Source organism: uncultured Phascolarctobacterium sp. (assembly GCF_902463975.1).
Lineage (GTDB): Bacteria > Bacillota > Negativicutes > Acidaminococcales > Acidaminococcaceae > Phascolarctobacterium_A.
The window spans coordinates 70,688-95,509 of record NZ_CABQHJ010000005.1 but is presented as its reverse complement, the minus strand read 5'-3'; the positions used below and the strand labels follow the sequence as shown (position 1 = coordinate 95,509).

The window sequence follows — 24,822 nt, the reverse complement described above, 5'->3', positions numbered from 1 at the left end:
TTACCAGACCGTTATCACCATTGACTAAGCCTGCATTGTTACCAAAGGTGAATGCTTTGCTGTAATCCTTAGCATCAAGATTACCATAAACGCGGGTGATATCGTTCAGATTTACTACGAGGTTAGCCTTCGTTACGTCGGACTTGCCTGCGTTAACTGTTACATCGTAGTTAGTGTTCAGGTTATCTACACCGCTGGCAGTACCATTCCACTCGTAGCTGCCTACGTTGTTAGTCTTCTCTACATTGGTGAGAGTACCGCCGGTAATTGCGCCATCTTTGTTAGCATTGATTACCAGACCGTTATCACCATTGACTAAGCCTGCATTGTTACCAAAGGTGAATGCGTTGCTGTAGTCCTTAGCATCCAGGTTACCGTAAACGCGGGTGATGTCGTTCAGATTTACTACGAGGTTGGCCTTTTCTACTTTAGACTTGCCATTTGCAGTTACTACCAAATTATAGTTCTTGTCCAAGCCTGCATTTGTAGTGCTTGCGCTGCCTGTCCACTCATATTTACCTGCATCGTTAGTAACCCTGCTGCCGCTTACGCCAGCAATTGCACCGTCACTTGTCTTGTTTACTGTGATTGCGCTTGCGTCATAGCTATCACCATTTACCAGACCGGTAATGTTGCCTGCGCTGTAACCGCCGCTGGTAATCGTTGCATTACCATAGGTACGTACTACATCGTTCAGACCAACTTTCAGCGTTGCCTTTTCTACTTTAGACTTGCCATTTGCAGTTACTACCAAATTATAGTTCTTATCCAAGCCTGCATTATCTGTTGTTGCTGTACCGCTCCAAGTATAATCGCCGGCATCGTTTGTTACTTTGCCTTCTGTATTGCCTGTCAGTGCACCATCGCCAGTAACTGTTACCTTAACATCACTTGCTTTATAGCTGTCGCCGTTTACCAGTCCGGTGATACCGCTTGCGCTGTAACCGCCGCTAGTAATCGTTGCATTACCATATGTACGTACTACGTCGTTCAGGCCAACATTCAGCGTTGCCTTTTCTACTTTAGACTTGCCATTTGCAGTTACTACAAGCTTATAGTTTTTGTCCAAACCAGCATTATCTGCTGTCAAAGTACCGCTCCAGCTATAATCGCCAGCATCGTTTGTTACTTTTCCTTCTGTATTGCCTGTCAGTGCACCATCGCCAGTAACTGTTACCTTAACATCACTTGCTTTATAGCTGTCGCCGTTTACCAGTCCGGTGATACCGCTTGCGCTGTAACCGCCGCTAGTAATCGTTGCATTACCATATGTACGTACTACGTCGTTCAGGCCAACATTCAGCGTTGCCTTTTCTACTTTAGACTTGCCATTTGCAGTTACTACAAGCTTATAGTTTTTGTCCAAACCAGCATTATCTGCTGTCAAAGTACCGCTCCAGCTATAATCGCCAGCATCGTTTGTTACCTTGCCAGTGCTTGCGCCTGTCAGTGCGCCATCGCCAGTAACTGTTACCTTAACATCGCTTGCATTATAGCTGTCGCCGTTTACCAGTCCGGTGATCTTGCTTGCGCTGTAACCGCCGCTAGTAATCGTTGCATTACCATATGTACGTACTACGTCGTTCAGGCCAACATTCAGCGTTGCCTTTTCTACTTTAGACTTGCCATTTGCAGTTACTACAAGCTTATAGTTTTTGTCCAAACCAGCATTATCTGCTGTCAAAGTACCGCTCCAGCTATAATCGCCAGCATCGTTTGTTACTTTTCCTTCTGTATTGCCTGTCAGCGCGCCATCGCCAGTAACTGTTACCTTAACATCGCCGGCTTTATAGCTGTCGCCGTTTACCAGACCAGTGATATTACTTGCGCTGTAACCGCCGCTGGTAATCGTTGCATTACCATAGGTACGTACTACGTCGTTCAGGCCAACATTCAGCGTTGCCTTTTCAACTTTAGACTTGCCATTGCCTTTCACTACAAGATTATAGTTCTTGTCCAAGCCTGCATTTGTAGTGCTTGCGCTGCCTGTCCACTCATAGTTACCTGCATCGTTCGTTACCTTGCTACCACTTACGCCATCAGTTGCGCCGTCGCCAGTAACTGTTACCTTAACATCGCCGGCATTATAGCTGTCGCCGTTTACCAGACCGGTGATGTTGCCTGCGCTGTAAGCGCCACTGGTAATCGCTGCATTACCGTAGGTGCGTACTACGTCACTCAGGCCAACATTCAGCATTGCCTTTTCAACCGTAGATTTGCCATTTGCAGTTACTACCAAATTATAGTTTTTGCCCAATCCTGCATTATCTGTTGTTGCTGTACCGCTCCAGGTATAATCGCCGGCATTGTTAGTAACCTTGCCTTCAGTATTGCCGGTCAAGGCGCCATCGCCAGTAACTGTTACCTTAACATCGCCGGCATTATAGCTATCACCATTTACCAGACCGGTAATACCGCTTACGCCATAACCGCCGCTAGTAATCGTTGCATTACCATAGGTGCGTACTACATCGTTCAGGCTTACGTTCAGCTGTGCCTTGTCTACATACGACTTACCATTTGCATTCACTACCAAATCGTAGTTCTTATTCAAGCCTGCATTATTAGCTTCTACAGTACCACTCCAGGTATAGTCGCCATGGTCATTCGTTACCCTGTCGCCTGTTACGCCAGCAATTGCGCCATCGCTGTTGACTGTAACCCTAAAGTCATTGGCATTGTAGTTATCACCGTTTACCAGACCGGTGATGTTGCCTGCACTGTAACTGCCATTGGTAATCTTTGCATTGCCATAGGTGCGGTATACGTCACTCAGGCCAACATTCAGCGTTGCCTTGCCTACAACAGACTTGCCATCGCCTTTCAATTCCAGCTTATAGTTATTCTTCAGTGCTGCATTGTCTGTTGTTAAAGTACCGCTCCAAGTATAACCGCCAGCATCGTTCGTTACCTTGCTGCCGCTTACGCCAGCAATTGCGCCATCGCTTGTCTTGTTTACTGTGATTGCGCTTGCGTCATAGTTGTCGCCGTTTACCAGGCCTTCGATACCGCTTGCGCTGTAACCGCCACTGGTAATCGTTGCATTACCATAGGTGCGTACTACGTCATTCAAGCTTACCTGCAAGGTTGCCTGCTTAACCACGGAAGCACCATCATCAACAACCAGCTTGTAGTTTTGTTTAAGCTTATCGTTCGCTGTAACCACATTGGCATTCCACGTATAAGCATCATCAGCATCATTAGTTACCTTGCCTGTGCTTGCGCCTGTCAGCGCGCCATCGCCGGTAACCTTGTTTATAGTTACATCGCCAGCAGCATAATTATCACCGTTGACATTACCAAGCAGGCTGTTAACGCCATATGCTGTACCATTAATCAGCGCTGTATTGCCATAGGTACGCTCAACATCGTTCAGCTTAACGTGCATAGTTGCCTGGTCAACTGTAATACTGCCTGTAGCGTCATTAACCAGCTCATAGTTGCCCAACTTACTTGCATCGCCGGTAAGCGCTGCATTATCAATCTTCAGGCTGTTATCATATGTACCAGCATCCGCAGTATTGCGCCCGCCCTTATTAGTCGCATAGCTGCTGCCATCCTTCACATTAACGACGGCACCATCAGCCAGCTTGACGTTATCACCATAAACAATAGCATTTGCCAAATCCTTAATGCTTACCACGCCATTGATATGGTTATTAATAGCATCATTACTGCCGTAGGTCAGATTAGCATTAATATTATTCAGGTAAACCTTGCGCGCCAAAACATTAGATACGCCATGAACTGTCGTCGTTGTGCTGCTCTCACCATCGTTTATGAATTCATAATTGCCTATAAGGCTTTCATCAAGCTTAACGCCTGCATGCCAATTATACGCTCCCTTATCCTTAGTACGCTTTTCATCCCCAACAGTAATAATACCTGTATCCTTGCTGTTTTGGATTGTATCCTGTGAATCAGTGATAGTTACCTTGCCATCCAGCTCTGCCTTCATAGCGTCGTTGAAGCCGTCAAATCCATTAATGCTCAATGCATAGTCATGTTTTTTCAGCAAATCGCCATACGTTCTGTTAACAGTATTACCGGTAACATTCAGCACCTTTTTGGTAACAGTAATATCACCCACGGTAAAGTCATAGCCCAGGTTGTTGGGGCCTACTTCGCCACCGCTGGCAATCTGCCCGGACCACAGCCAACTGCTGTAGGTATCGACGTTTTTCAGTTCTTCGCCCTGCAGCAGACTGTTGTTGTTCTTATACGCTTTAAAGGCATCGTTGGCCGGATCATTTGTAGTCAGCTTGCCGTTTTCAATCCAGCCATGGATATCAAGATGATTTGTCGCATCGTAAACCCAACCTTTTGGCAGGTCATCTGCTACCGTAACCTTAGTTAGGAACACCTTCAGCAGCGGGTTAGTGCGTTTATCGTAAAGCTTCCAGGTTTTATCCTTATCATCAAAATCGTAGCTGCCCAGCTTCTTGGCATCATTGCCATTTTCTGCCAGCGTACCGTCTTTCTTGATGATATAGCTGTTGCTGACATTGCTACCATTAACGTTGGTGTTGCCATTTTCTGCATAGCCATAAATATTGCTTACCTGGCCTGCATTGCTGCCCACAATGTTCGCCACATTGCTAACGCCTGCTACCGCAGTACTGCTATAAGCATTGCTCAATTTGCCTCCAGCCTTATTACTGCCAACGATACCGCCGACATTGCTAGCGCCGCTGATTGCACCGCCATCGGTATAGGTATAATTATAAAGCTTTCTGCCTTCGGCATCAGTTTCGCCTGTTGCAGTTTTGGTAACTGTTACTACGCTGTTGAACACCTGGTCCAGCGTGCCGCTGTTAGTACCGGCAATGCCGCCAACGTTGCTGCTTTGTCCTGCATCGACCACACCGGTGTTATAGCCTGCCGTCAGCGTGCCGCTGTTATTGCCAAGCAGACCGCCGATGTTTTCTCCTGCAAACGCTGTAATAGTACCGTTTGTTGCATTATAGGATCCTGCCTGAATCGTACCGTTGTTATAAATCTGGTACTTGTAATAATTGTCCTTGGCATCGCGCCCACCGGTGATAACACCATGGTTGATACCGATAATACCGCCTACATTTGCTACACCGCTGACATTACCATTTACTCTGTTCATCAGGGAGGAATTGCTGATATTCGCGCCATCGGCATTTACACCGATAATACCACCGGTGCCGTTTTCTTCCTTACTTCCTTCAATAGAAGCATTACCATGCACTTCGCCCTCATTTTTCATGATGACGTGGGTAATATCCGCACTGTTTTCACCAATGATGCCACCAGCACCACCAGCTGTAGCAATAACGGTACCGGAGTTGACAATACCTACGCTTTGTGTGGCAGTACCGGTAATAGCCACTTCGTTTTTGCCGATAACACCACCGACATAGTTCTTGCCGATGACAAAGCCTTCATTGCTGTTACCCATGCCCAGCAGCTGGCCTACCTTGTCGCTGTCTTGCGTGTTCTTGCCGACAATGCCGCCTACATAGGAAGCCTGCGCAGCATCCACTCTGGCCCTGTTGGTCGCATTGGTGATAATGCCCACATTTTCACCGGTAACGCCGCCAAAGAACTGAGCGTTAGTTGCAATATCTGTGCTGCCCTTCAAAGCATTTCTGGTCTCTTTATCAATCACATACAGGTTGATATTGGAATTGACATTATCAATTTTACCGCTGTTTTTACCGGCAATGCCGCCTACATTGTGCCAGCCGTAGATTTCACCGCTGTTCACCAGGTTCATCTGGTCATCTGCGGAAATTTCGCCCTCGTTGACACCGGCGATACCGCCGACATTAGTAATACCGGTAATAGTAGCCTGCGGAGAATTTTCCAGGTTATTGAGGTAGGAATCCGCTGTGTTATAGCCAACCATGCCACCAACATTAGTGCAGCCGGTGATCGCGCCGGTATTGCGTCCCTGGTTTGCACTAGCATGGTCCTGCATACCTACCAGACCGCCGACATTTTGGCTGCCTGCATCGCCAATAATTTCTACAGCGTTGGCAATGTTTTCCAGCGTTGCCTGCTTAGCTGACCAGTCTTCCGGATCGAGCATCACATTGGTGCCGGCAATACCACCAATAGCCTCAAAGCCGTGGATGATACTCTCATTGTAAACATTGGTAAGCTTGCCGTTGTTGGTACCGACAATGCCACCGGATATTTTAGTACTGCCCGATTTACCGGTAACACCATGGGCGGAAACATTATCAATATCCGTGTCCAATGCAGGTCCCAAACCGCTAATAAACGGATGCATTTCGTTGATGCCGACAATACCGCCCAGATTAGATGCGTATTGACCAGCAGTCAGGCCGGCAGTTGTCACAGCACTGTTGCTTTGAACATTATCTATATAACCGACCTTCGCCACAAAAGTATCCCAATCAAAAGTACCGGCATTAACGCCCGCAATACCGCCTGCTACAGTATTCGCACCGGCGATAACCGTACTCTGGTCATCGCTGTTAGTAATACCGCCGTAGTTTTTGCCTACCAGGCCACCAATATAACCGCCATTGCCTTTCACAGTATTGCCATAGCCGGAAATATTGCTGATGGTGCCGCCGTTATTTTCTGCTGCTACAGCGCCAACGCTGTCACCAGTATTTTTGCCTGTGAATACGGAAGAGGAAATGTTTACGTTTTTAACTACCGCACCAGTGCCCAGCTTGCCAAAGAGGCCACCGTTAGCCTGCAAGCCGACAATCGTATGACCATTGCCATCAAATGTTCCCGTAAATTCTATATCGCCTCTACCAATAGTATTATAGGTGCTCTTGCCATTTGCATCTACCAGGCCGCTGGCATCTATATCATTTTTCAGGACGTAATTATAGCTTAAAGCATCTCTGTCAGTCAGTTTTTCAGCCACACGCTGCAGGGAATTCAGCTCGTTGGCATTGCTTATCCAGGCATAAATAACATTGCGGATATTGCTTTCGTTATATTTAGTACCAGCTGATTCCACATACAGGTTCTTCAGCTTATCTATCAACGTGACAGTAGTAGTACCATCTTCTGTCAGGTCATATTTTGTATAGTTAAGATTTCCTGTAACGCCGCCAACCTCATAATTATCATCCCAAAGGTCGAAGGTGATTTTCATGGAACGCTTGTCATCTGTATACTCGCTGTTGTTATTGCCATAAATACCGGTTGCTTCTGTGCTATGCGCATCAATAAATTTATGCAGCGCCTTCACCTTGTCGTTGCCCTTCAGCTCGCCGCCGATATTGGAAAGGTCCAGCGTAATATCGTTGACATAGACATCGCCGGAGCCATCAGGGACTTCAGCACCGCCTAGGTTAATGCTGCCTGCGACATCAAGGTCGCTATCCACCAAAATATTGCCGCTGCTGCTGACAGTCAGGTTGCCCTTGGTCTCAAGCTTGCCTTTTTTATAGTTGCCGTACAGCAGGTTGGCGCTGCCGCTCATATACGTGCCATTCTCCAGGGTATTTTCCATGGTGTTGATAGTGATATCGCCAGTTTTGGCAGTATTAGTTTTCAGATAATAAGCATGAGTCATGCCTTGAGAGGTCATTGCCTTGTTTTGGTCTGACACATTTTCCTTGTCCAGTCCCAGGGAATTACCATAGCCATAGTTAATGCCGGGAACAATAACATGGGTGCTTTCTTTCTCATCCCCCATGGTAATCAGCTTACCATAGACAGTTAAATCAGCGGCGTTGATGTTTATGCCATGCTGAAGCGATTTTTCCGGATCAAAGTTGGAAAGCTCGTTATGATTACCGGTAGCAATAACGCTACCACTCAGCTCCATAGAGCTGTTGGTATTTAACACAACGTCACTGCCGTAAAGCTTGCTGTCCATACCAAAGCGCAGGCCATCTTTCAGATCATCCTTGGCGTTGAGCTCCAGCAAGCCATCGCTGTAAATAGTACCGCCAAAAATATGCGTGCTGTTGGTAATTTCTACATTGTTCAGCGTCAAGCCAGGTGTATAGTTAAGATTTGTTGCAGTATCATGCAAGCCAAAAACTGCCAGAGAGCCATTGTTCTTCAGGTCCATATCGCTCCAGTTGAAGCTTAAATCCTTTTTGGTGGTGATAATAGTCAGCAGCGGATCATAGGCCGTGCCATACTGCACATTGGCACCCTCATTATCCTTCATAAACGCCTGCCAGTTGCTGTCCTGGCTGAAATATTTATGCGAGCCTGACAGGAAGGCGTTCAGCATCGGCAGGCTGGCACCATTGCTCATACGCCAGTTATCATCCGTTGCTCCTGTTATTGTTCCATGCGTCTGTTTGGAAAAGCCAAAGTCCCCCCACTTGCTCATATCCGCCAACTCATTATAGTTAATGACCTTGGCGTTTTGTTGAATAGTAATACCAGGAATATTGGAAGGAGGTGTTGTCAAATCAATGTAACCATTATCTGTCTGCGGACGAATGTAATAAACATTCTTGAACGTAACATTACTTCGCGTGTTCTTAGGAAAAGCACCAACTATATCCCCTACAAAATAATTGTCAACATACAAATTGCCCATAGTGTAGGCGTTGCTTATATTCAACTTGTGGTTACTACCAGGATTAAAACTACTTGGCCAAGTATATGTAGCACCCAAAATGCCGCCAACTACGTTGCATTTATTATTAGTAAATTTAAAGGAACGCAAAGAGCCAAGGTTATAAGCATTGGCAATACTCATATCTTCAATTTCACCGCAGCTCTTATTGCCACCGTTCAGATCTACAGAGCCAACAATACCGCCTACCTGGCTATCCGTATTGCTCTTGTTATATACAGTAATATTACCGGTGTTGAAAACGTTTTTCAGATAGCCACTGTACCAATAGCCGGCAATACCGCCAACTACGTTGTAGCCATTGTAAATATCGCCGTTGTTATAGCTTTTTTCAACAATGCCGCTCAAACGGCCGACAATGCCGCCCACATGGCGTCCATACGTGGTATAGCTGCTGTCGCCAATCGTACCCTTGTTATAGGTATCGTAAATGATAATGCGGCCGTTGGCTTGTTCGGTGCTGTCACCCAGGATACCGCCCATATTAATTGGAGTCGTACCCTGTGCATTGAGACGTGTTGTTTTAATATCGCCTACATTGTAGGAAGCAGCAATACTGCCATTATAGGCAAAGCCACCAATGCCGCCGATATTGGTATAACCCTTAACATTACCTGTATTATAGCTGCTGGAAACTACTGCATTGGCATAACCGCTATTACCTGCAGCACTTGTATCGCTCTTGATGATTGCCAAGCGCTCGTCATCAGTCAGAACGTTACCATCGCTATTCGTTGCCTTCGGCATGTCAATTTTACCGACAATACCGCCGACATTGGCAGCCTGTGCCGTCCGCTTCGACGTATCCGCCTCGGTATGCACATCGCCACGGTTGCCGGCAGCCTGAATACGCACCGGCGCACCATACAGATAGCCTGCTATGCCGCCAATGTTACCGGTGATATATTTTTCATTATTTTGGGTATTGTAATCATTACGGGTAATTTCGTAAGTAAAGCCGCCATTCTCATTAATGCCGCCGGTAGCCATTATATCGCCGCCGTTGTTAATAGCATTCAGAATACGGTAATCCTTCTTTTCTTGATTATTTACATCCGTGGAACCAAAATAGCCGGCAATACCGCCCACGTTCATAGCGCCGCGGATATTGCTTTCTACGTTATTAGCATTGGTGATATTGCTGTCTTCAGCACGGCCGACAATACCGCCTACGTTGCCGGCAGCATAATGGTCAAAACCGCTAGGATTATCTTGGTTAGTTGATTTCTTTACCAGTGCGGAGCTTACATCTGCTTTGTTGGTTACATCCTTCAGCTCGCTGCCGGCACTGCTGTTGCCCACAATACCGCCGACATTGGCAGCACGCACCTTGACCTCATGCATATCAGTGCCATAATTCTTCCAGCTTTGGTAATCTGTATGATAAATATAACTGTCAAAAGTAAAACCGTTGGCCTTGACAATGCCTTCGTTAGAAGCATTGGCAACGGTAGTATTAGCGGCGTTGCCGACGATGCCGCCAACATTATAGCCACCCTCAACAGTATTATAGTTAATCAGCGTATTCTTCGTGCCACTAACAGTCGCATTTTCTGCTTTACCAATCAAGCCGCCGATATTAGACGAATAGTCGGTACCCTTATCTATACCGGTAATTTTACCAAGGTTATAAGACCCCTTGTACTGAGCACGGTTTTCCTCATCATTTGACAGCTTGCCGCCATCCATATAGCCAACCAGGCCGCCAACGTTAGTAACACCGCTGACATTACCGGTGTTGGTCAGATTCGACAGTTCGTTGCTGCGGCTGTCCGGTTGAACAGAACCCGCAGGATCAGCAAAATTATAGGTAAGAGAACGATCTTCCTTAGCATAACCGATAATACCGCCAACATTGTTTTTACCGCTGACCTTCAACGTACTGTTGACGCCCTTAACCGTGGTATTCACCGCATGACCAATAAAAGCACCGGTATCAGTAGTGCCGCCCTGTATGGATACACTGTCACTACCGGCAATCAGCGTTACATTACCCATGATGGCGCCGTCAGTAAAGCCAAAGAGGCCTGTAGCATCGCCCTTGCTGTTAGCACTGTTATTAATGCTCAGACCAAAGATAGAATTGTCAAGACCATCGAACTTGCCCTTGAAGGCATTATCCGCAGTAGCGCCGATAGGAGTCTGGTCACTGCCCGTCAGGTCAATAGAATAGCGCAGGGCATAATGATCACCCATGCCCCAGCCGGTCTCTTCGCCAATTTTTTCTAATTCCTTGCCATCCTTAATCCAACGGTAGGTAAAGAATTCCGTAATGGACTGGTTCGGTGCATCCGGATTGCCGGCTTGAACCGTGCCTTGCAATCTATCTCCGGTAACATTATCAGCAAACTCAATATATTCGCCCCATTTTTTGGCCTTTTCCGACTTCGGCGTACTGCTGCCAAGTACAATATCATATTTGCGGTTATCGTTAAAACTCTTGCCATCATAAGGCTGACTGACAATAGTCAAGGCATCAGCCTTAGTGGTATCAAGTCCGCTGAGGCGGTCCATATCAATAACTACACGCTCGCCTTCAAAGACCAGCTTATTGGCGTTGATATAGCCCAAGCTCATCAGCTCGGCGTTGGTCATCGCCTTACTCTGCTTCAGCGCGTTGGCGATATCAGTATTTTCGGTCCAGGTGGTGATATTATCTATCTTTTTGTTGGCAATATGCAGGCTGCCGACATTAATTTCCGCACTGTTGCAAATCTGCACGCCGTTGGGGTTTACAAGATAGATATTGCCGCCCTGCTTATCACCGACATAGGAATTCAGCTTGCCGTAAATCTGCGAGCTTTCGCTGCCGGTAACATAGTTCAGCATATTAAAGTTATTGTGGTCACCACGGATAGTTACGCTGGCATTGGCACCGATAGAAAAGCTGTCCCAGGTGACAATGGCATTTTGCGTCGTCTGGTGCAAATTCATCTGGTTGCCCTGAGTCCAGCTGCCGTTAAAACCACCTTCAATCTTACCGGCAATTACGTTACCTTGTTGCCCATTACCGGGAAGCATGTTGTTGGCAACAACGCTGTTGCCTGCGGCACTGGCAACCCATGGCACTGAAAGCACAGAAAGCATTACAAGGCTGGCCAGACGCGTATTTAAACGTTTATTTAAACTATCCTTTTGTTTCATTTTTTTCTCCCTTCATTTAAGCTGCATATTCAATTATCAATTTATTTTATAAGCCTGCTTTTCTGTGCCTTCTACTTTAAGACGCAGAAAAGCACCAGGCAAAATTACTTAAAACATTTTATAAAGCTGGAACCACATATGGCCGCTATGGTCACGCGGCTCAACCCTGTCCCTTTGCGCATTGATTTTGCGTGCATAATCCAATTGGGCATGCCAGGAATTATCCAAATTATAGCGCAGGCCCACACCCCAACCGGAAAGATGCTCGATAGGAGCAGGATTATGCGATTTTACTGCGCCTGTGTCGATAAAGGCAGCAGCCTCCAGGCCCTTGATGCCCGTCTGACGGCGCACCTCGGCAGTAGCAGTAAAGCCAATATCGCCGCTGCCCTCACTGGAACCGTAGGCACGCACGCCGTTCATACCGCCCAGGTAGAACATTTCGCTGCCGTCCAGATTGCGGTTGGCGATTTGGCCGCTGAGCTGTACGCGGTAGTTAGTTTTACCGTCATAAATAACGTGCAACAGGTCACTTGTCAGCTTATGGTAGTCGCCATCCAATGATTTACTGCCACTGCTCAAATTACCATACCAGTAAATCAGGCTGTACTGGCTGAAGCGGTTCGGCAGATACTGGCTGCCGCTGATGCCTGCATGGTAAACATTGGCCATTTTCTCCCAGCTCAGCTCCCCGGCCAACCCTGCAGCCTTCAAATGAAGTCTGTCCTTAATTTTACGATGGTCATAGCCATAAATCGCCGTCACGCGGTTCATGCGGTCGCGGTATACAGGCGTCAGACCATAGAAGCTGAAGCCACGCGACTGACCAAGAGAATCGTAGAAGCTATTGGTATTGATGTCGTAGCTGCTCTGGCTCCAACCGATACCCCAACGGGTGCCGTCGCGTCCGACAGGCGCCTCATAACGCGCACCATAGTTTTTAGTATCATGGTTGGTGAGCATGCCGTTCAAAATGATTTTGTCACCCTGATGACCGGGGTTATTGATTTCGGTATTAAAGCCGTAGCGATAACGGCCGCTGTAGTAGCCACCGGCGTTGTCAGTAAATACGTAGTTGTTCCAGACGGGACGACGCAGCACCTGCACCTTTACCTTCGTGTTGCCAGGCTTGCTGCCCGGTGCTAAAATCGCTCTGGCAACAACACCCGGCAAATCGTTGATGTTGTTCATTGTCATTTCCAGCGGCTTATCCATAATATAAGCACCGCTTTGCAGATTCTTATGAATATAACCGGCCAGTACTCTGTCAGCTACGTCCGATTCATTGCTGATAATCTCAATATCATCGTACTTGGCAACGTAAACTGCAATTTCCAGCTCGCCCTGCTTTACCTCCTGCGGCGGCACAATAGCCTGCGCTACAGTATAGCCGCAGGTGCGCGCATATTCATTAATTCTGCTGATGAGCTGCTGCAGCTCTGCCATCTGCAGGCTACGTCCTTCATACTCTTTGCAGATAGCTGCCAGCTTGCCGTTCTTATCGGGCAGCGTGAAGCCTGTCAGTTTAACCTTGGCAACAAAAAACGCCGGATTAGCCTCCGTGCCTGTATTGCCGGGCTTATAAAGCTCTCCGGCTCCCTGCATGCCTGTTACCTGTTGCTCCTGTTGACCTGTTCTGTTGTAAGGATGTGTCGTTACGGCCTCCTTATCAAAGGTAGGTATGGGGTTTGCAGCGAATGCTGTTGCACTCATCAGTGAGCACATGACAGCTGCTGCCATCAGCTTTTTGTTCATTATATTCAGCTCCATTCTCTTAATTTTCTCCAAAAAGCACACCACTTGAATTAATAATATATAGATCCTCAATTGTTCACGCACAGTATTTATTTATAGTATGAAATATTCTTAATAAAGGAAGCAGCAGTACCTGAAGACAGTAAGCTGAAACAGCAGGTAATTTTTCGCACAAAACTCCCGATTGAAATCAGTCAACGTAAACACTATCGACTGAAATATATAATATTATCGCAACTGCTATACACTTACATCACAGAAAGTGTGAACAACGAGTATCTTTTTCTCACTCGATTATTTTACTCTTTATTAATATTATCGTCAACTGCCCTTTTTTAAGCTTCAGAAAACATTTTTCTTTATGTTTTTGCAAATATTTTAACTTTAGCCAAAATCTGCATCAATTTATATTGCAATTCATAAATACTCACTTTATAAGACTCATTATTTCCAGATAAGTTTTATCCATAAATATTTTTTTCTAAAATATATGCGATTAGGAATACACTTACTTTTATAAATTACCTATCTTATTAAGAGCAATTATAGCACTTTGCCCCCCCCAGTCAAACTCTTATCCATGAACACGCTACATTCGGCGCAAAAATTTTCATTAACTCTTAAATACGTTACATTTAGTTGAAGAGATTTTAACAGTTAAGGTTAAGATGGGTATAAGTAAAAGAATAGCTCTTTGGCAAAAAATACATAGCACCCTCCCCATCCGCAGAGAACGCTTCGCTTCATAGCAAACAACGCACAATAGCAGCAGGCAATAAGCACCGCAACAAAAAAATAATCCGTTTGGCGAGCAGCGTTTCTAAAACAGATTCTCTATACCATTATATCTAAAAATGTTATAATAAAGGAAAATGACAATGAGAGGAGGTTGTACTCCATGCAAAATAAATTACCTTTGCCTATCGGCGCATCAGATTATAAAAAAGTCAGCCAGGATTACTATTATGTTGACAAAACCCTGCTTATAAAGGATATTCTTGACGAGCAAGCGAAAGTTACACTTTTCACCCGTCCGCGCCGCTTCGGTAAAACTCTGAACATGGATATGCTGCGTACCTTTTTTGAAAAAGCCAAGGACGATACAAGCAAGTATTTTATTAACAAAAACATTTGGCAGACAGGCGAAAAATATACCCAGCACCAAGGACAGTATCCTGTTATCTTCTTAAGCTTTAAGGATGCCAATAAAAATAAATGGCCAGACTTGTATGCGCGGCTGAAAGAAACGATAAGAGATGAATTTATGCGTCATTCGGAACTAAAAAACAGCAAAAATTTATCTAACCCTGATTTCTACGAAAAAATTACCAGCGGTCTGGGTACGGAAACTGATTATGCCACCAGTCTGCTCCGCCTTTCGCAAATGCTGCATGAGCATTATGGCAAAGCACCTATAATCATTATTGACGAGTATGACACGCCTATCCAGGCAGGTTATATTCACGGTTTTTATGATGCAACAATCCAATTCACACGCGACCTGCTCTCCTCTGTTCTGAAAGACAATCAGCACATTTCCTTCGGCTTCTTGACAGGTATTCTACGCGTTGCTAAGGAAAGTATTTTTAGCGGTCTTAACAATGTAAACGTTAACTCGCTCTTAGATAAGCGCTATAGTGATTTTTTTGGCTTCACCGATACTGAAGTAAATACTATGGCTGCATACTATCAAGCAACTGATAAAATACCAGAAATCAAAGAATGGTATGATGGTTACAGGTTCGGTAATACGGAGATTTACAATCCCTGGTCTGTTCTTAAATATTTCAACAATTATTGTGAAGCAGAACCATATCGGGTACAAACATCTGAAAACTCTACTATCCGTGAGATTATCAGCGGTCTTGATAACAGCACCTGCGAAAATCTTCGGGCTTTGTTAAATGGCTCTGCCGTAGAATCTATAGTTGATACTAACATCATCTATCCAAAGCTAAAAGAGCAACAAACTAATATTTTTGGCTTTCTGTTAATGACAGGCTATTTGAAATCTATAAAAACCACAAGAGCCAACGGCATCTGTCTATGTGAACTCAGTATTCCCAATAAAGAAATTAAAAGCGTTTACAGTCAGGAGATTGTCGCTCTGTTAGCAGACAAGATTGACAGTACAGCGATTAATTTACTCCAGCAATATCTCATAACTAAAAATGGGCCAGCATTGCAACACGTGCTGAAAAAATTTCTTTTAGAAACTGTCAGCTACTATGACACGCTTAAAGAAAACTATTACCAGGGCCTGCTTTTAGGTATGACAGGATTATTCACTAACACCTATTACATAAGCTCTAACCGTGAAAGTGGTGAGGGCAGATATGATATTCAGCTCCTACCTAAAAATATAGATATGCCAGGTATAATCATTGAAATAAAAGCAACAGCTGACTCTTCGGATGCAGGTTTAAAAAAATTAGCAGCAGAAGCCTTAACACAAATTGAAGATAAAAAATATGATACCGAGCTGCGCAAGCAAAACATAAAAACTATTTACAAATACGGTATTGCCTTCAGCGGCAAGAAAGTAGAAATCATAACAAATTAAGTAATCTAGTAGTAGGGGGTGCCTCCCCCCTACTCTCACACCACCGCTTATGCGATTCCGCAAGCTGCGGTTCGCTTGTTCAGAGATGTGCCCATGCTAGGCGCGTAAAAAAGTCGTGAGCAATGATAAACTCAAAGCTCACGACTTTTTATTTTTTCAAACACACACTATGAAATTATAAATTCACAGCCTCATCAGAAGCTCCAGCGAACACCTGCGTTCCACTGCCACGGAGTTGCAACGTTGCCGCCATAGGTCTTTTCTACGTCAAAGTACAGGTGTGTTGCATCGCTCAGGTTGATGTTGGTGCCTACGCCAACTTCCCACCAGCCGCCGCCAAGATCCTGCTCAAAGCTTCTAGGTACATCATCTTTAGTGTAAGTTACCTTAGTATCTCCGTCAAAGTCATACAGATAAGAAGCACGTACATAAACGTTACCTTGCTTAATATTTTTGCCTAAAGAGAAGCCAAGGCGACCAACTAAACTGTCCATACCGTCTTGATGTACATTAGCACCCTTATTGGTCAAATAATCTACACTGCCTACAGTGCCATAAGTCAGCTCTACCTGCGGCTCAATCCAGAAGCCATTGTCTTCCGTGAAACGCTTGCCATATTCTGCACTCAGGCTGTAGCCATTGGTTTTATAATCTCCATTACCAATGCCGGCAGTAGCGTTAAATTCATTGTCCAGACGAGCGTATTTAGCAATCAAATCAACAAAGCTGCCATTATCGCCTAAATAGCTACCATACAAAGCAAAGCCAGTATGTTTATTTTCGCCGGTACCGGTTGCAAAAGTACTGTTGCCTTCAGTACGTGTCAGCGCAACACCAACAGTCCAGTTCGGATTTACGCTGAGCTTTTCATCGTAACCAACCTGATAGTAGTTGTACTGATTCTTAACATTTTGCGCACCGTATTTGCTTTCGCCACGAGCCATTCTTGCCCATGCGCCATGCTCGCCCTTGCTGTCGCGCAGCTCGCCCAGGCGCTTGTTCATGTCGTTATTTTCCTGACGCCAGGTCATAAGAGAGATAGAAGCCAAATCACTAACCGCTGCGTTTGTTGTATTAACAGCCTCTTTGACATTGGCAGCATTGCCATTCTTGTCAATATCAGCAGTTACCGCACCGGTAACAGTTGTTTCCGGAATATACACTCTGGAAGCAGCAGTTTTACTATCGCCATCCGCATTAGTTGCATCCTTTACTTTGGCAGCCAAATCGTTAACAGCACCACTCATATCGTTGCTGGCAATTTTTTCAGCATATTTCTGGGTAGCAGCAACGGTGAGGTTAGTAGCAGTATTACCTTTTGTAACAGCTAAACTGTTATCTGCGGAGCCTATTTTGATAGTACCGTTATCACCAGCTAAAGTTTCAATTTTTACTTGCTGATTCTTAGCATTTGTAAGGTCAATATTGCCTCCATCCAAAGTAACTCTGTTTTGAGCCAATACGGCTGTACCAGAGTCTCCTTTATCTGCTTCTTCCACGTAAGTAGGATTCCATGTTGCACCATCATTTATTCTGAGATCAATGCCAGTTACTTTTTCTAAACCTTCAGGAATAGCACCTGTTCCCCAAGTTACTTTGGAGTTGCCGTTCCAATAAGATTCAGAACCGGTCAGATTAACAAGGACATCAGCGTCGACTTTAGTGCCAGATGTTGCTTTATCATAATTGAAGCTCATATCTCCATCAAGTTTAGTGGTATGTTTGCCGTCTTTGTTTATTTTTACAATAGCACCACCGCGAGCAACAATCGCATTATCTGCATGAACTTCAAGGTTACTATTAATATTCATGATTCCTTGAGACATTGCCACAATACCATCGGCATTACCCTTTTCACTTGAACTAACATTAACATAAGTGTTATCTGTATTGATATTAATCTCAGATTGTTTAAAGCCATTTGTATCAGTAGTTCTATTTTGAGCATAAATACCATAAGCCCAACCACCGGTAGACTCTACTTTAACATTAAGATTTTCACCATTAACATTAATCAAACCACCATTGTCAGTTGATATAGTGTTATCAGAACCATATGCCCACAAACCTACTGCTATATCACTTTTACCAGAATTATCTAGTACATGAATGTCTATATTTTTAGTTAATTGTGCATTACCCAAATTAATTGTAGACTGGCTATTTGGATTCTTTACAGCCCAAACACCTACATTACCGCTCCCCCATTTATCTGGAGTAGTATCAATTTTAATGCTTTCGCCACTAAAATCAATAACATTACCACCACCAGCATAAATTCCTACATCGCACGCACCACTTTTGTCAATATTATCATTACTGCTATTATTAATAAAAAAACCTGACCATGCCATCGCGCTACCACTTACGCCAACAACACCTGCCGCCAAAAGGCCGCACAAAATTTTTCTCGCCAAAGCCTTATTACTCTTCATCATTAACCCAACCTTTCATCAAAAACTTTTACACTAAAAATTCTACGTAAGGTCCACAGCCTCCGCTGTGAAGATTTATATATTACGACCAATGCCACAATCAGCAAAAACTTTCAAAATATTTGTCCTGATGGTTTAAAACAAGTTCCAGTAGTAATAAACTTACTATTATAAATTACCTATCTTCTTAATAGCAATTATAGCACTATGTCCCCCCCCAGTCAAACTCTTATCCAGGAACACGCTACATTCGGCGTAAAAATTTTTACAGAGTCTTAAATACGTTGCATTTATTACAATTAGTTAAAAGATTTTTAACTGTTCAGGTTTAGATTGGTATAAGTAAACTTTAAAAATTTGTATCTTTGGCGAATTTTGCGTAAAAAATACGCAACAGACATGAAATCCGTTGCGTATTTTTCTTCACTATAAATTAAGTGAAATAGTAGATATAAAGGCTACTTATACAAGCTTAAAACGTCCAGAACATACCGGCATTCCACTGCCAGTTCTTACGCAGGCTGCCTCCGGTAGAACGCTCTACGTCTGCATAAAGATGGTTGTTCTTGCCAGTCATGCAGGCAAAGCCCAAGCCGTATTCAAACCAGGTGTCATGGTCATGGTTATCAATACGCAGGCTGTCATTGCCGTTAGTCAAGGTTACGCCGTAATTACCGGCAAATTGATGCAGCCAGTTGGCCTTCAGGTAAACAGTGTTCTTTTCGTCCATGTCATACATAAAGTTGCAGCCGATACGTCCCAAAACGCTGTTGGGATCGCTTTGGCTTACGTAGATGCCATTGCTGGTGGTATATCTTGCACCGCCCAAATAACCCAAAGTAAGCTGTGCCTGCGGCTCAACAGACCAATGCTCGTCAAGATACTTCTTGCGACCATATTCCGCACTAAGGCTGATGCCAGTGTTGTCAAACGCACCGGTAATCTTCTTGCCTTCGGAATCAAACACAGTGAAGTCGCTGTCTGCATCATAAATCTTGAACACTACGTCCAGATAATGGCCTTTATTGCGCAGGTCAGTGTTGTAAAAACCGATAGATTTGGCTTTGAGCTTGCCACTGCCGCGGTTGAAGCTGTTCTTACCGTCATCGTAGGAGAAGGCTACGCCCTGATAACGCTTCAGCTTTTCGTTTTCCTTAACAACATCGTCATAGCCAAGCTGGTACATGGTGTGGTGATTGCTGAAGCCATCACCGCTGTATTTGCCACCTTTGACACGCACCCAAACACCTTCCTCATTATTGGTTTCGTGGCGCAGGTCGCCCATGCGCTGCATGAGCTTGTCATCCTCCACCCAGTTGGCGAAAGCCAGTCTTTGAGTTGCATCAACAGCATCTACGCTGGTAGTCGGTTTAGAGGGTATAAATTCTACTTTTTTCAGGTACCAATCGGTGTTATAGCCATCAGTAGTGCTGTCTTGTTTATCTAAAGTGTATTTGTTCCAATACAAGGAGCCTTCCTTATCGTTGGCAAAGAAGTTGCCCTGCTCGTCCTTTACGCTTACAAGAACCGTACCGGCAGCGCCGTCAGTATTACCATCTGCATTAACATTGTTGAGCGTAATGTAGTGATTACCGGTGTGAGTGCCTGCGATAAATAGGCGGTCGCTGTTATTGACATTAGTACCTGCATCAATATCCATGTTAATTGTGCTTTTATCACCTTTTATCGTGCCAATGAACAAACCTTTGAATTTACCATCCTGCATATCAACCTTAGCATTGCTTGTATCGAGAGATTGAATAGTAGAATCATAATCAAAATTATTCCAGACGCTTCCATTATTAAGTACCATGTGGATGCCAGTACCAGCAGCATCTCTTGTTACTATATCTTTCCAATGGCTGTCATTAGTATTGCCAATAAGGCCGGAGCCTGCATTGCTGACAAAGGCACTGATGTAACCATTGTTTTTAGCGGTCAAATCGCCATTAATTACAGTTTGCAAAGTGCTTGAATCCTTGCCGACAGTAATATGGCCGCCACTTGTCCAGACTTTTCCTCTGATATTAATAGCTTTTTCAGCTTGGGCATTTACGGTACTGTCAAACGATACAATACCCCATGTATCAGAAAGAATATTTAAATTTTGACCACTCTTTAATTGAATGTCAGTATTTTTATTAGCAGAAATAGCGTAATTGGAGCTGGAGATATTAATGTCACCTGTTGCGTTCAGTTGTGCATCTACCCTATCATTAGCATAAATAGCGTAATCGGAGCCTTTAATACTAAGATTCTCTGCCTCAGCTTTCAAAATTGAAGGTTTGGCGGCATCGTAACTATTTAAGCTTAAACCTTTGCCTTGGCTATCACTTTCAGCAGAAATGATGATAGTTTTTCCCTGCAAATTAATTAAAGCATTACCGAAGGTTTGAATGCCTTTAGCAAAACCACTGATCTTCAAGGTATCTTTAGCATGGAGGTCAACGGATAATTTATTATCACCATTCTCTTTATACGCTAAAAGATATAAACCAGCCTTTCTGTGGGCCGTTTCCAGATCAGTTGTTCCCAAAGTGATATTAGCAGCCTGAATGCTGAGACTGGTATCAGAATTGCGGTAATCATTTTCCATTGCAATTGCAGTGCCGCCAGCATCAGAGGTAAAATTACCTGTTAAGTTAATAGTTGCCTGAGCATTATCAAATAATTTAAGGTTGGTTTCTGCACCACCAGAAGTAGTAAGGTTGCCAGCATTAATCTCTAATTTTGAACCCTCGTCCATATAAATGGTTGCTGCTTCATTATATTCATTCCATTTCTTATTACCGAAATAAAGATTACTGTTAACACCGTTAATAGTTAATTTTGAATTAGTGTTAACTTCTAAAGCTCCACCAGAAGACTCTAAATTCATTTCACTCCCATTGCCTAATTCAAAATCGACATCTATATTTCTATAAAGATAAATCGCATTACCAGTATAGCTGACATTAGGAGAAACAGTTAATCCTTTATTGAAGGTATATTTTCTTTTTTCTGCACCAGTATATTCATCTGGTGATATTTGCCATTCATAATCAAGAACCACTTTATCATCGTAGGTTGCGTCAAACTTAGGTCTTTCGTTAATTTCTGCATAAGCAGTATTTGCGCAAGCACAAGTAATACTCATCGCTATCATAGCAATAAGTTTTCTCTTATGGCTTTTAAATGGGTTCATATCAAGTTCCTCCCTAAATAATATAAAAATAAACTTTTTATACGTTATAACTATTAAAAATTATAGCACGTCCGTCCCCCCCCCGCAAGACACGAAGGATATAAAATTTTTCTTAGTCTGCAAATCTAAGCGCAACAAAAAATCTCCCTTCATCTACAATTAATGTAGATAAAGGGAGATTATAATTCAAATAAAATTGTCTTAAAGTATCACTTAAAACGTCCAGAACATACCGGCATTCCACTGCCAGTTCTTACGCAGGCTGCCTCCGGTAGAACGCTCTACGTCTGCATAAAGATGGTTGTTCTTGCCAGTCATGCAGGCAAAGCCCAAGCCGTATTCAAACCAGGTGTCATGGTCATGGTTATCAATACGCAGGCTGTCATTGCCGTTAGTCAAGGTTACGCCGTAATTACCGGCAAATTGATGCAGCCAGTTGGCCTTCAGGTAAACAGTGTTCTTTTCGTCCATGTCATACATAAAGTTGCAGCCGATACGTCCCAAAACGCTGTTGGGATCGCTTTGGCTTACGTAGATGCCATTGCTGGTGGTATATCTTGCACCGCCCAAATAACCCAAAGTAAGCTGTGCCTGCGGCTCAACAGACCAATGCTCGTCAAGATACTTCTTGCGACCATATTCCGCACTAAGGCTGATGCCAGTGTTGTCAAACGCACCGGTAATCTTCTTGCCTTCGGAATCAAACACAGTGAAGTCGCTGTCTGCATCATAAATCTTGAACACTACGTCCAGATAATGGCCTTTATTGCGCAGGTCAGTGTTGTAAAAACCGATAGATTTGGCTTTGAGCTTGCCACTGCCGCGGTTGAAGTTGTTCTTGCCGTCATCGTAGGAGAAAGCTACGCCCTGATAACGTTTCAGCTTATCGGTATTTTTTACAACATCGTCATAGCCAAGCTGGTACATGGTGTGGCGGTTGCTGAAGCCATCGCCGCTGTATTTGCCACCTTTGACACGCACCCAAACGCCTTCTTCATTATTGGTTTCGTGGCGCAGGTCGCCCATGCGCTGCATAAGCTTGTCATCCTCCACCCAGTTGGCAAAGGCCAGTCTTTGGGTTGCATCTACTGCATCTACGCTGGTGGTAGGTTTGTCGGGGATGAATTCTACTTTTTTCAGGTACCAATCGGTGTTATAGCCGTCAGTAGTGCTATCTTGTTTATCTAAAGTGTATTTATTCCAATACAAGGAGCCTTCCTTATCGTTGGCAAAGAAGTTGCCCTGCTCGTCCTTTACGCTTACGAGAACCGTACCGGCAGCGCCATCAGTATTGCCATCTGCATTAACATTGTTGAGCGTAATGTAATGGTTGCCGGTGTGAGTGCCTGCGATGTACAGGCGGTCACTGTTGTCGGTATTAGTGCCTGCATCGATGTCCATGTTAATGGTAGCGTTTGTACCGGACATGTTATTGGTGATATAGATATTTTGGAAAAACTTGTTACTACTGTATTCGTTATACGTCATGTCCAAACGAGCATGGTTATCTAATGTGAAGTTAGTAAGATTGCTGTCCATCCAACCATTAGCACTGAAATTTTTCCAAACTGCTCCATTTTTGAGAACAATATTAGTTTCCCTACCGCCCCAACTATCCTCTTGAGACGTGTCAACATTACCATAAAAATAAGAATCAGCATTTGTCAGATGTAAGTTGATAGTTCCTTTTTCCTGATTACTAATAGAACCGTTGATTTGTACTGTACCCTGCTCGTTGGTATTGACATTGATTTGCGCATTTTTCGTTATATTAAACCTTCCGGCATACATCTTGTCTGTCTGTAACGCAGTTATTTTATCCGCCTGATTCAACGCTGTTGCGTCTGTTCCAATAAAAAGGTTATCAATTTTAATTTTACCTTCGTCAGTTGCTTGTATTCCGACGGATGTAAGATTTTTGCTGTCATTGGTGAAGTTGATAGTTACGGTATTGGCTTCAAAAGTTGATTTGATATCAGAGCAGATACCATAATTACGTTTTCCATCCAGAAAAATGTTAGTTGTTCCGCGCAAATTAATAGAAGACGGAGTGTAACTTACATTATTCATTTGAGCAAAAACATCATAAGTACCGTTGGTGATACCGGTAACCTTACTAATACCCTCTGCATGTATATTAATAGTACTGTCAGCGCTGCCATTAATGTGGCCATCATAGCTGGTATATAAACCGGCAACCTCTTTGCTGTTGCCACCATTTGCTTGAGATTTGATATGAATATCGGCGTCATTATTGATATAGACATTACCGCCATAAGCTAAAACACCCATGGCTCTGTTAAAATAATAGCTATCAGAATTCTTTCCGTCAGGAGTCAGGACGTTAACATCTATATCCAGCTTACCATTGCAGATAATATTGCCGCCTTGATTGCTGTTGCCATCGAAATCGCTACCGGATAATAAGCCATAGCCTACACGATTACTGGTAACATTAATTTTATTTTCTGAAGCATTAAGAGTTACCTTACCTCCTTGATATTCCGGCTGTGGCTGGTCGCCGGTACCAACCTGATTTCTCATAGTTTGGCTCCAGACACCAACTGCACTGGCTCCCTGTTTGGCATAGCCCACATCAATAGTAAACTTTGCGCCATTAACAGTTACATTCGTAGCACCTGAAAAACTGTCAGCTGCTGTGATACCACTGGCATTGGCAACAGTGTTAACGCGAATAGTGCCGCCGTTGTTTATCGTCAGGTTATTACCACCAGATAACAGTATGCCGTTATCATCACTATCATGCCCTGTTACATTAACGTCAAGCGGTTCATCAATAACTCCTCCGCTTGTAATTGCACTGAAGCCAGCCGCATTAGTGCTTACCGGCACCATGCACAAAATGCTCAAAGCTATTGCTTTAGCTAAAAAGTGATTATCCTTTACTTTCATTATAATCCTCCTTAAATTATATAAACCAAATTTTATACATGCTATGATAATTTATAATTATAGCACCATGTCCCCCCCAGTCAAACTCTTATCCAGAAACGCGCTACAATCGGTGTAAAAATTTTACAGAATCTTGAACGCTTTACATTTATTACACTTGGTTGAAAACCTTTTAGTGGTTAAGGTTCAGATGGGTATAAGTAAACTTTAAAAAATTATATCTTTAGTATTTTTTGAGTAAAAAAATACGCAACAGATATGATAT

The 24,822-nt window shown here is 43.9% G+C and carries 6 protein-coding genes; 1 reads left to right on the top strand and 5 read right to left on the bottom strand.

The features are described from left to right. A partial coding sequence (locus RDW05_RS02710) for a filamentous hemagglutinin N-terminal domain-containing protein (RefSeq protein ID WP_307977755.1) occupies positions 1-11,707 on the bottom strand: 11,707 nt, incomplete at its 3' end. 108 nt (positions 11,708-11,815) lie between these two features. Then, entirely contained in the window at positions 11,816-13,477 is a 1,662-nt protein-coding gene (locus RDW05_RS02705; RefSeq protein ID WP_307977754.1) for a ShlB/FhaC/HecB family hemolysin secretion/activation protein, read from the bottom strand. 883 nt (positions 13,478-14,360) lie between these two features. Between RDW05_RS02705 and RDW05_RS02700 the strand changes: the two genes are divergently transcribed. Continuing rightward, entirely contained in the window at positions 14,361-16,025 is a 1,665-nt protein-coding gene (locus RDW05_RS02700) for an AAA family ATPase (protein ID WP_307977753.1), read from the top strand. A 194-nt stretch (positions 16,026-16,219) separates the two neighbouring features. On the opposite strand, the gene RDW05_RS02695 is transcribed toward RDW05_RS02700, so the two are convergent. From RDW05_RS02695 to RDW05_RS02685, 3 genes are all read right to left on the bottom strand, one after another. Then, on the bottom strand, positions 16,220-18,463 hold the full coding sequence (locus tag RDW05_RS02695) for an autotransporter outer membrane beta-barrel domain-containing protein (RefSeq protein ID WP_307977752.1): 2,244 nt from the start codon (positions 18,461-18,463) through the stop codon (positions 16,220-16,222). Positions 18,464-18,932: 469 nt separating this feature from the next. Next, positions 18,933-21,644, bottom strand: coding sequence for an autotransporter outer membrane beta-barrel domain-containing protein (locus tag RDW05_RS02690; protein WP_307977751.1), 2,712 nt, complete (start codon positions 21,642-21,644; stop codon positions 18,933-18,935). Positions 21,645-21,857: 213 nt separating this feature from the next. Further along, a complete protein-coding gene (locus RDW05_RS02685) occupies positions 21,858-24,557 on the bottom strand; it encodes an autotransporter outer membrane beta-barrel domain-containing protein (protein ID WP_307977750.1) in 2,700 nt (899 codons plus the stop codon). Positions 24,558-24,822: the final 265 nt, after the last annotated feature.

Coding starts and splice junctions, on each gene's coding strand:
- RDW05_RS02695 (WP_307977752.1), bottom strand. CDS start 18,463: ATGATGAAGAGTAATAAGGCTTTGGCGAGAAAAATTTTGTGCGGCCTT.
- RDW05_RS02705 (WP_307977754.1), bottom strand. CDS start 13,477: ATGGAGCTGAATATAATGAACAAAAAGCTGATGGCAGCAGCTGTCATG.
- RDW05_RS02690 (WP_307977751.1), bottom strand. CDS start 21,644: ATGAACCCATTTAAAAGCCATAAGAGAAAACTTATTGCTATGATAGCG.
- RDW05_RS02685 (WP_307977750.1), bottom strand. CDS start 24,557: ATGAAAGTAAAGGATAATCACTTTTTAGCTAAAGCAATAGCTTTGAGC.
- RDW05_RS02700 (WP_307977753.1), top strand. CDS start 14,361: ATGCAAAATAAATTACCTTTGCCTATCGGCGCATCAGATTATAAAAAA.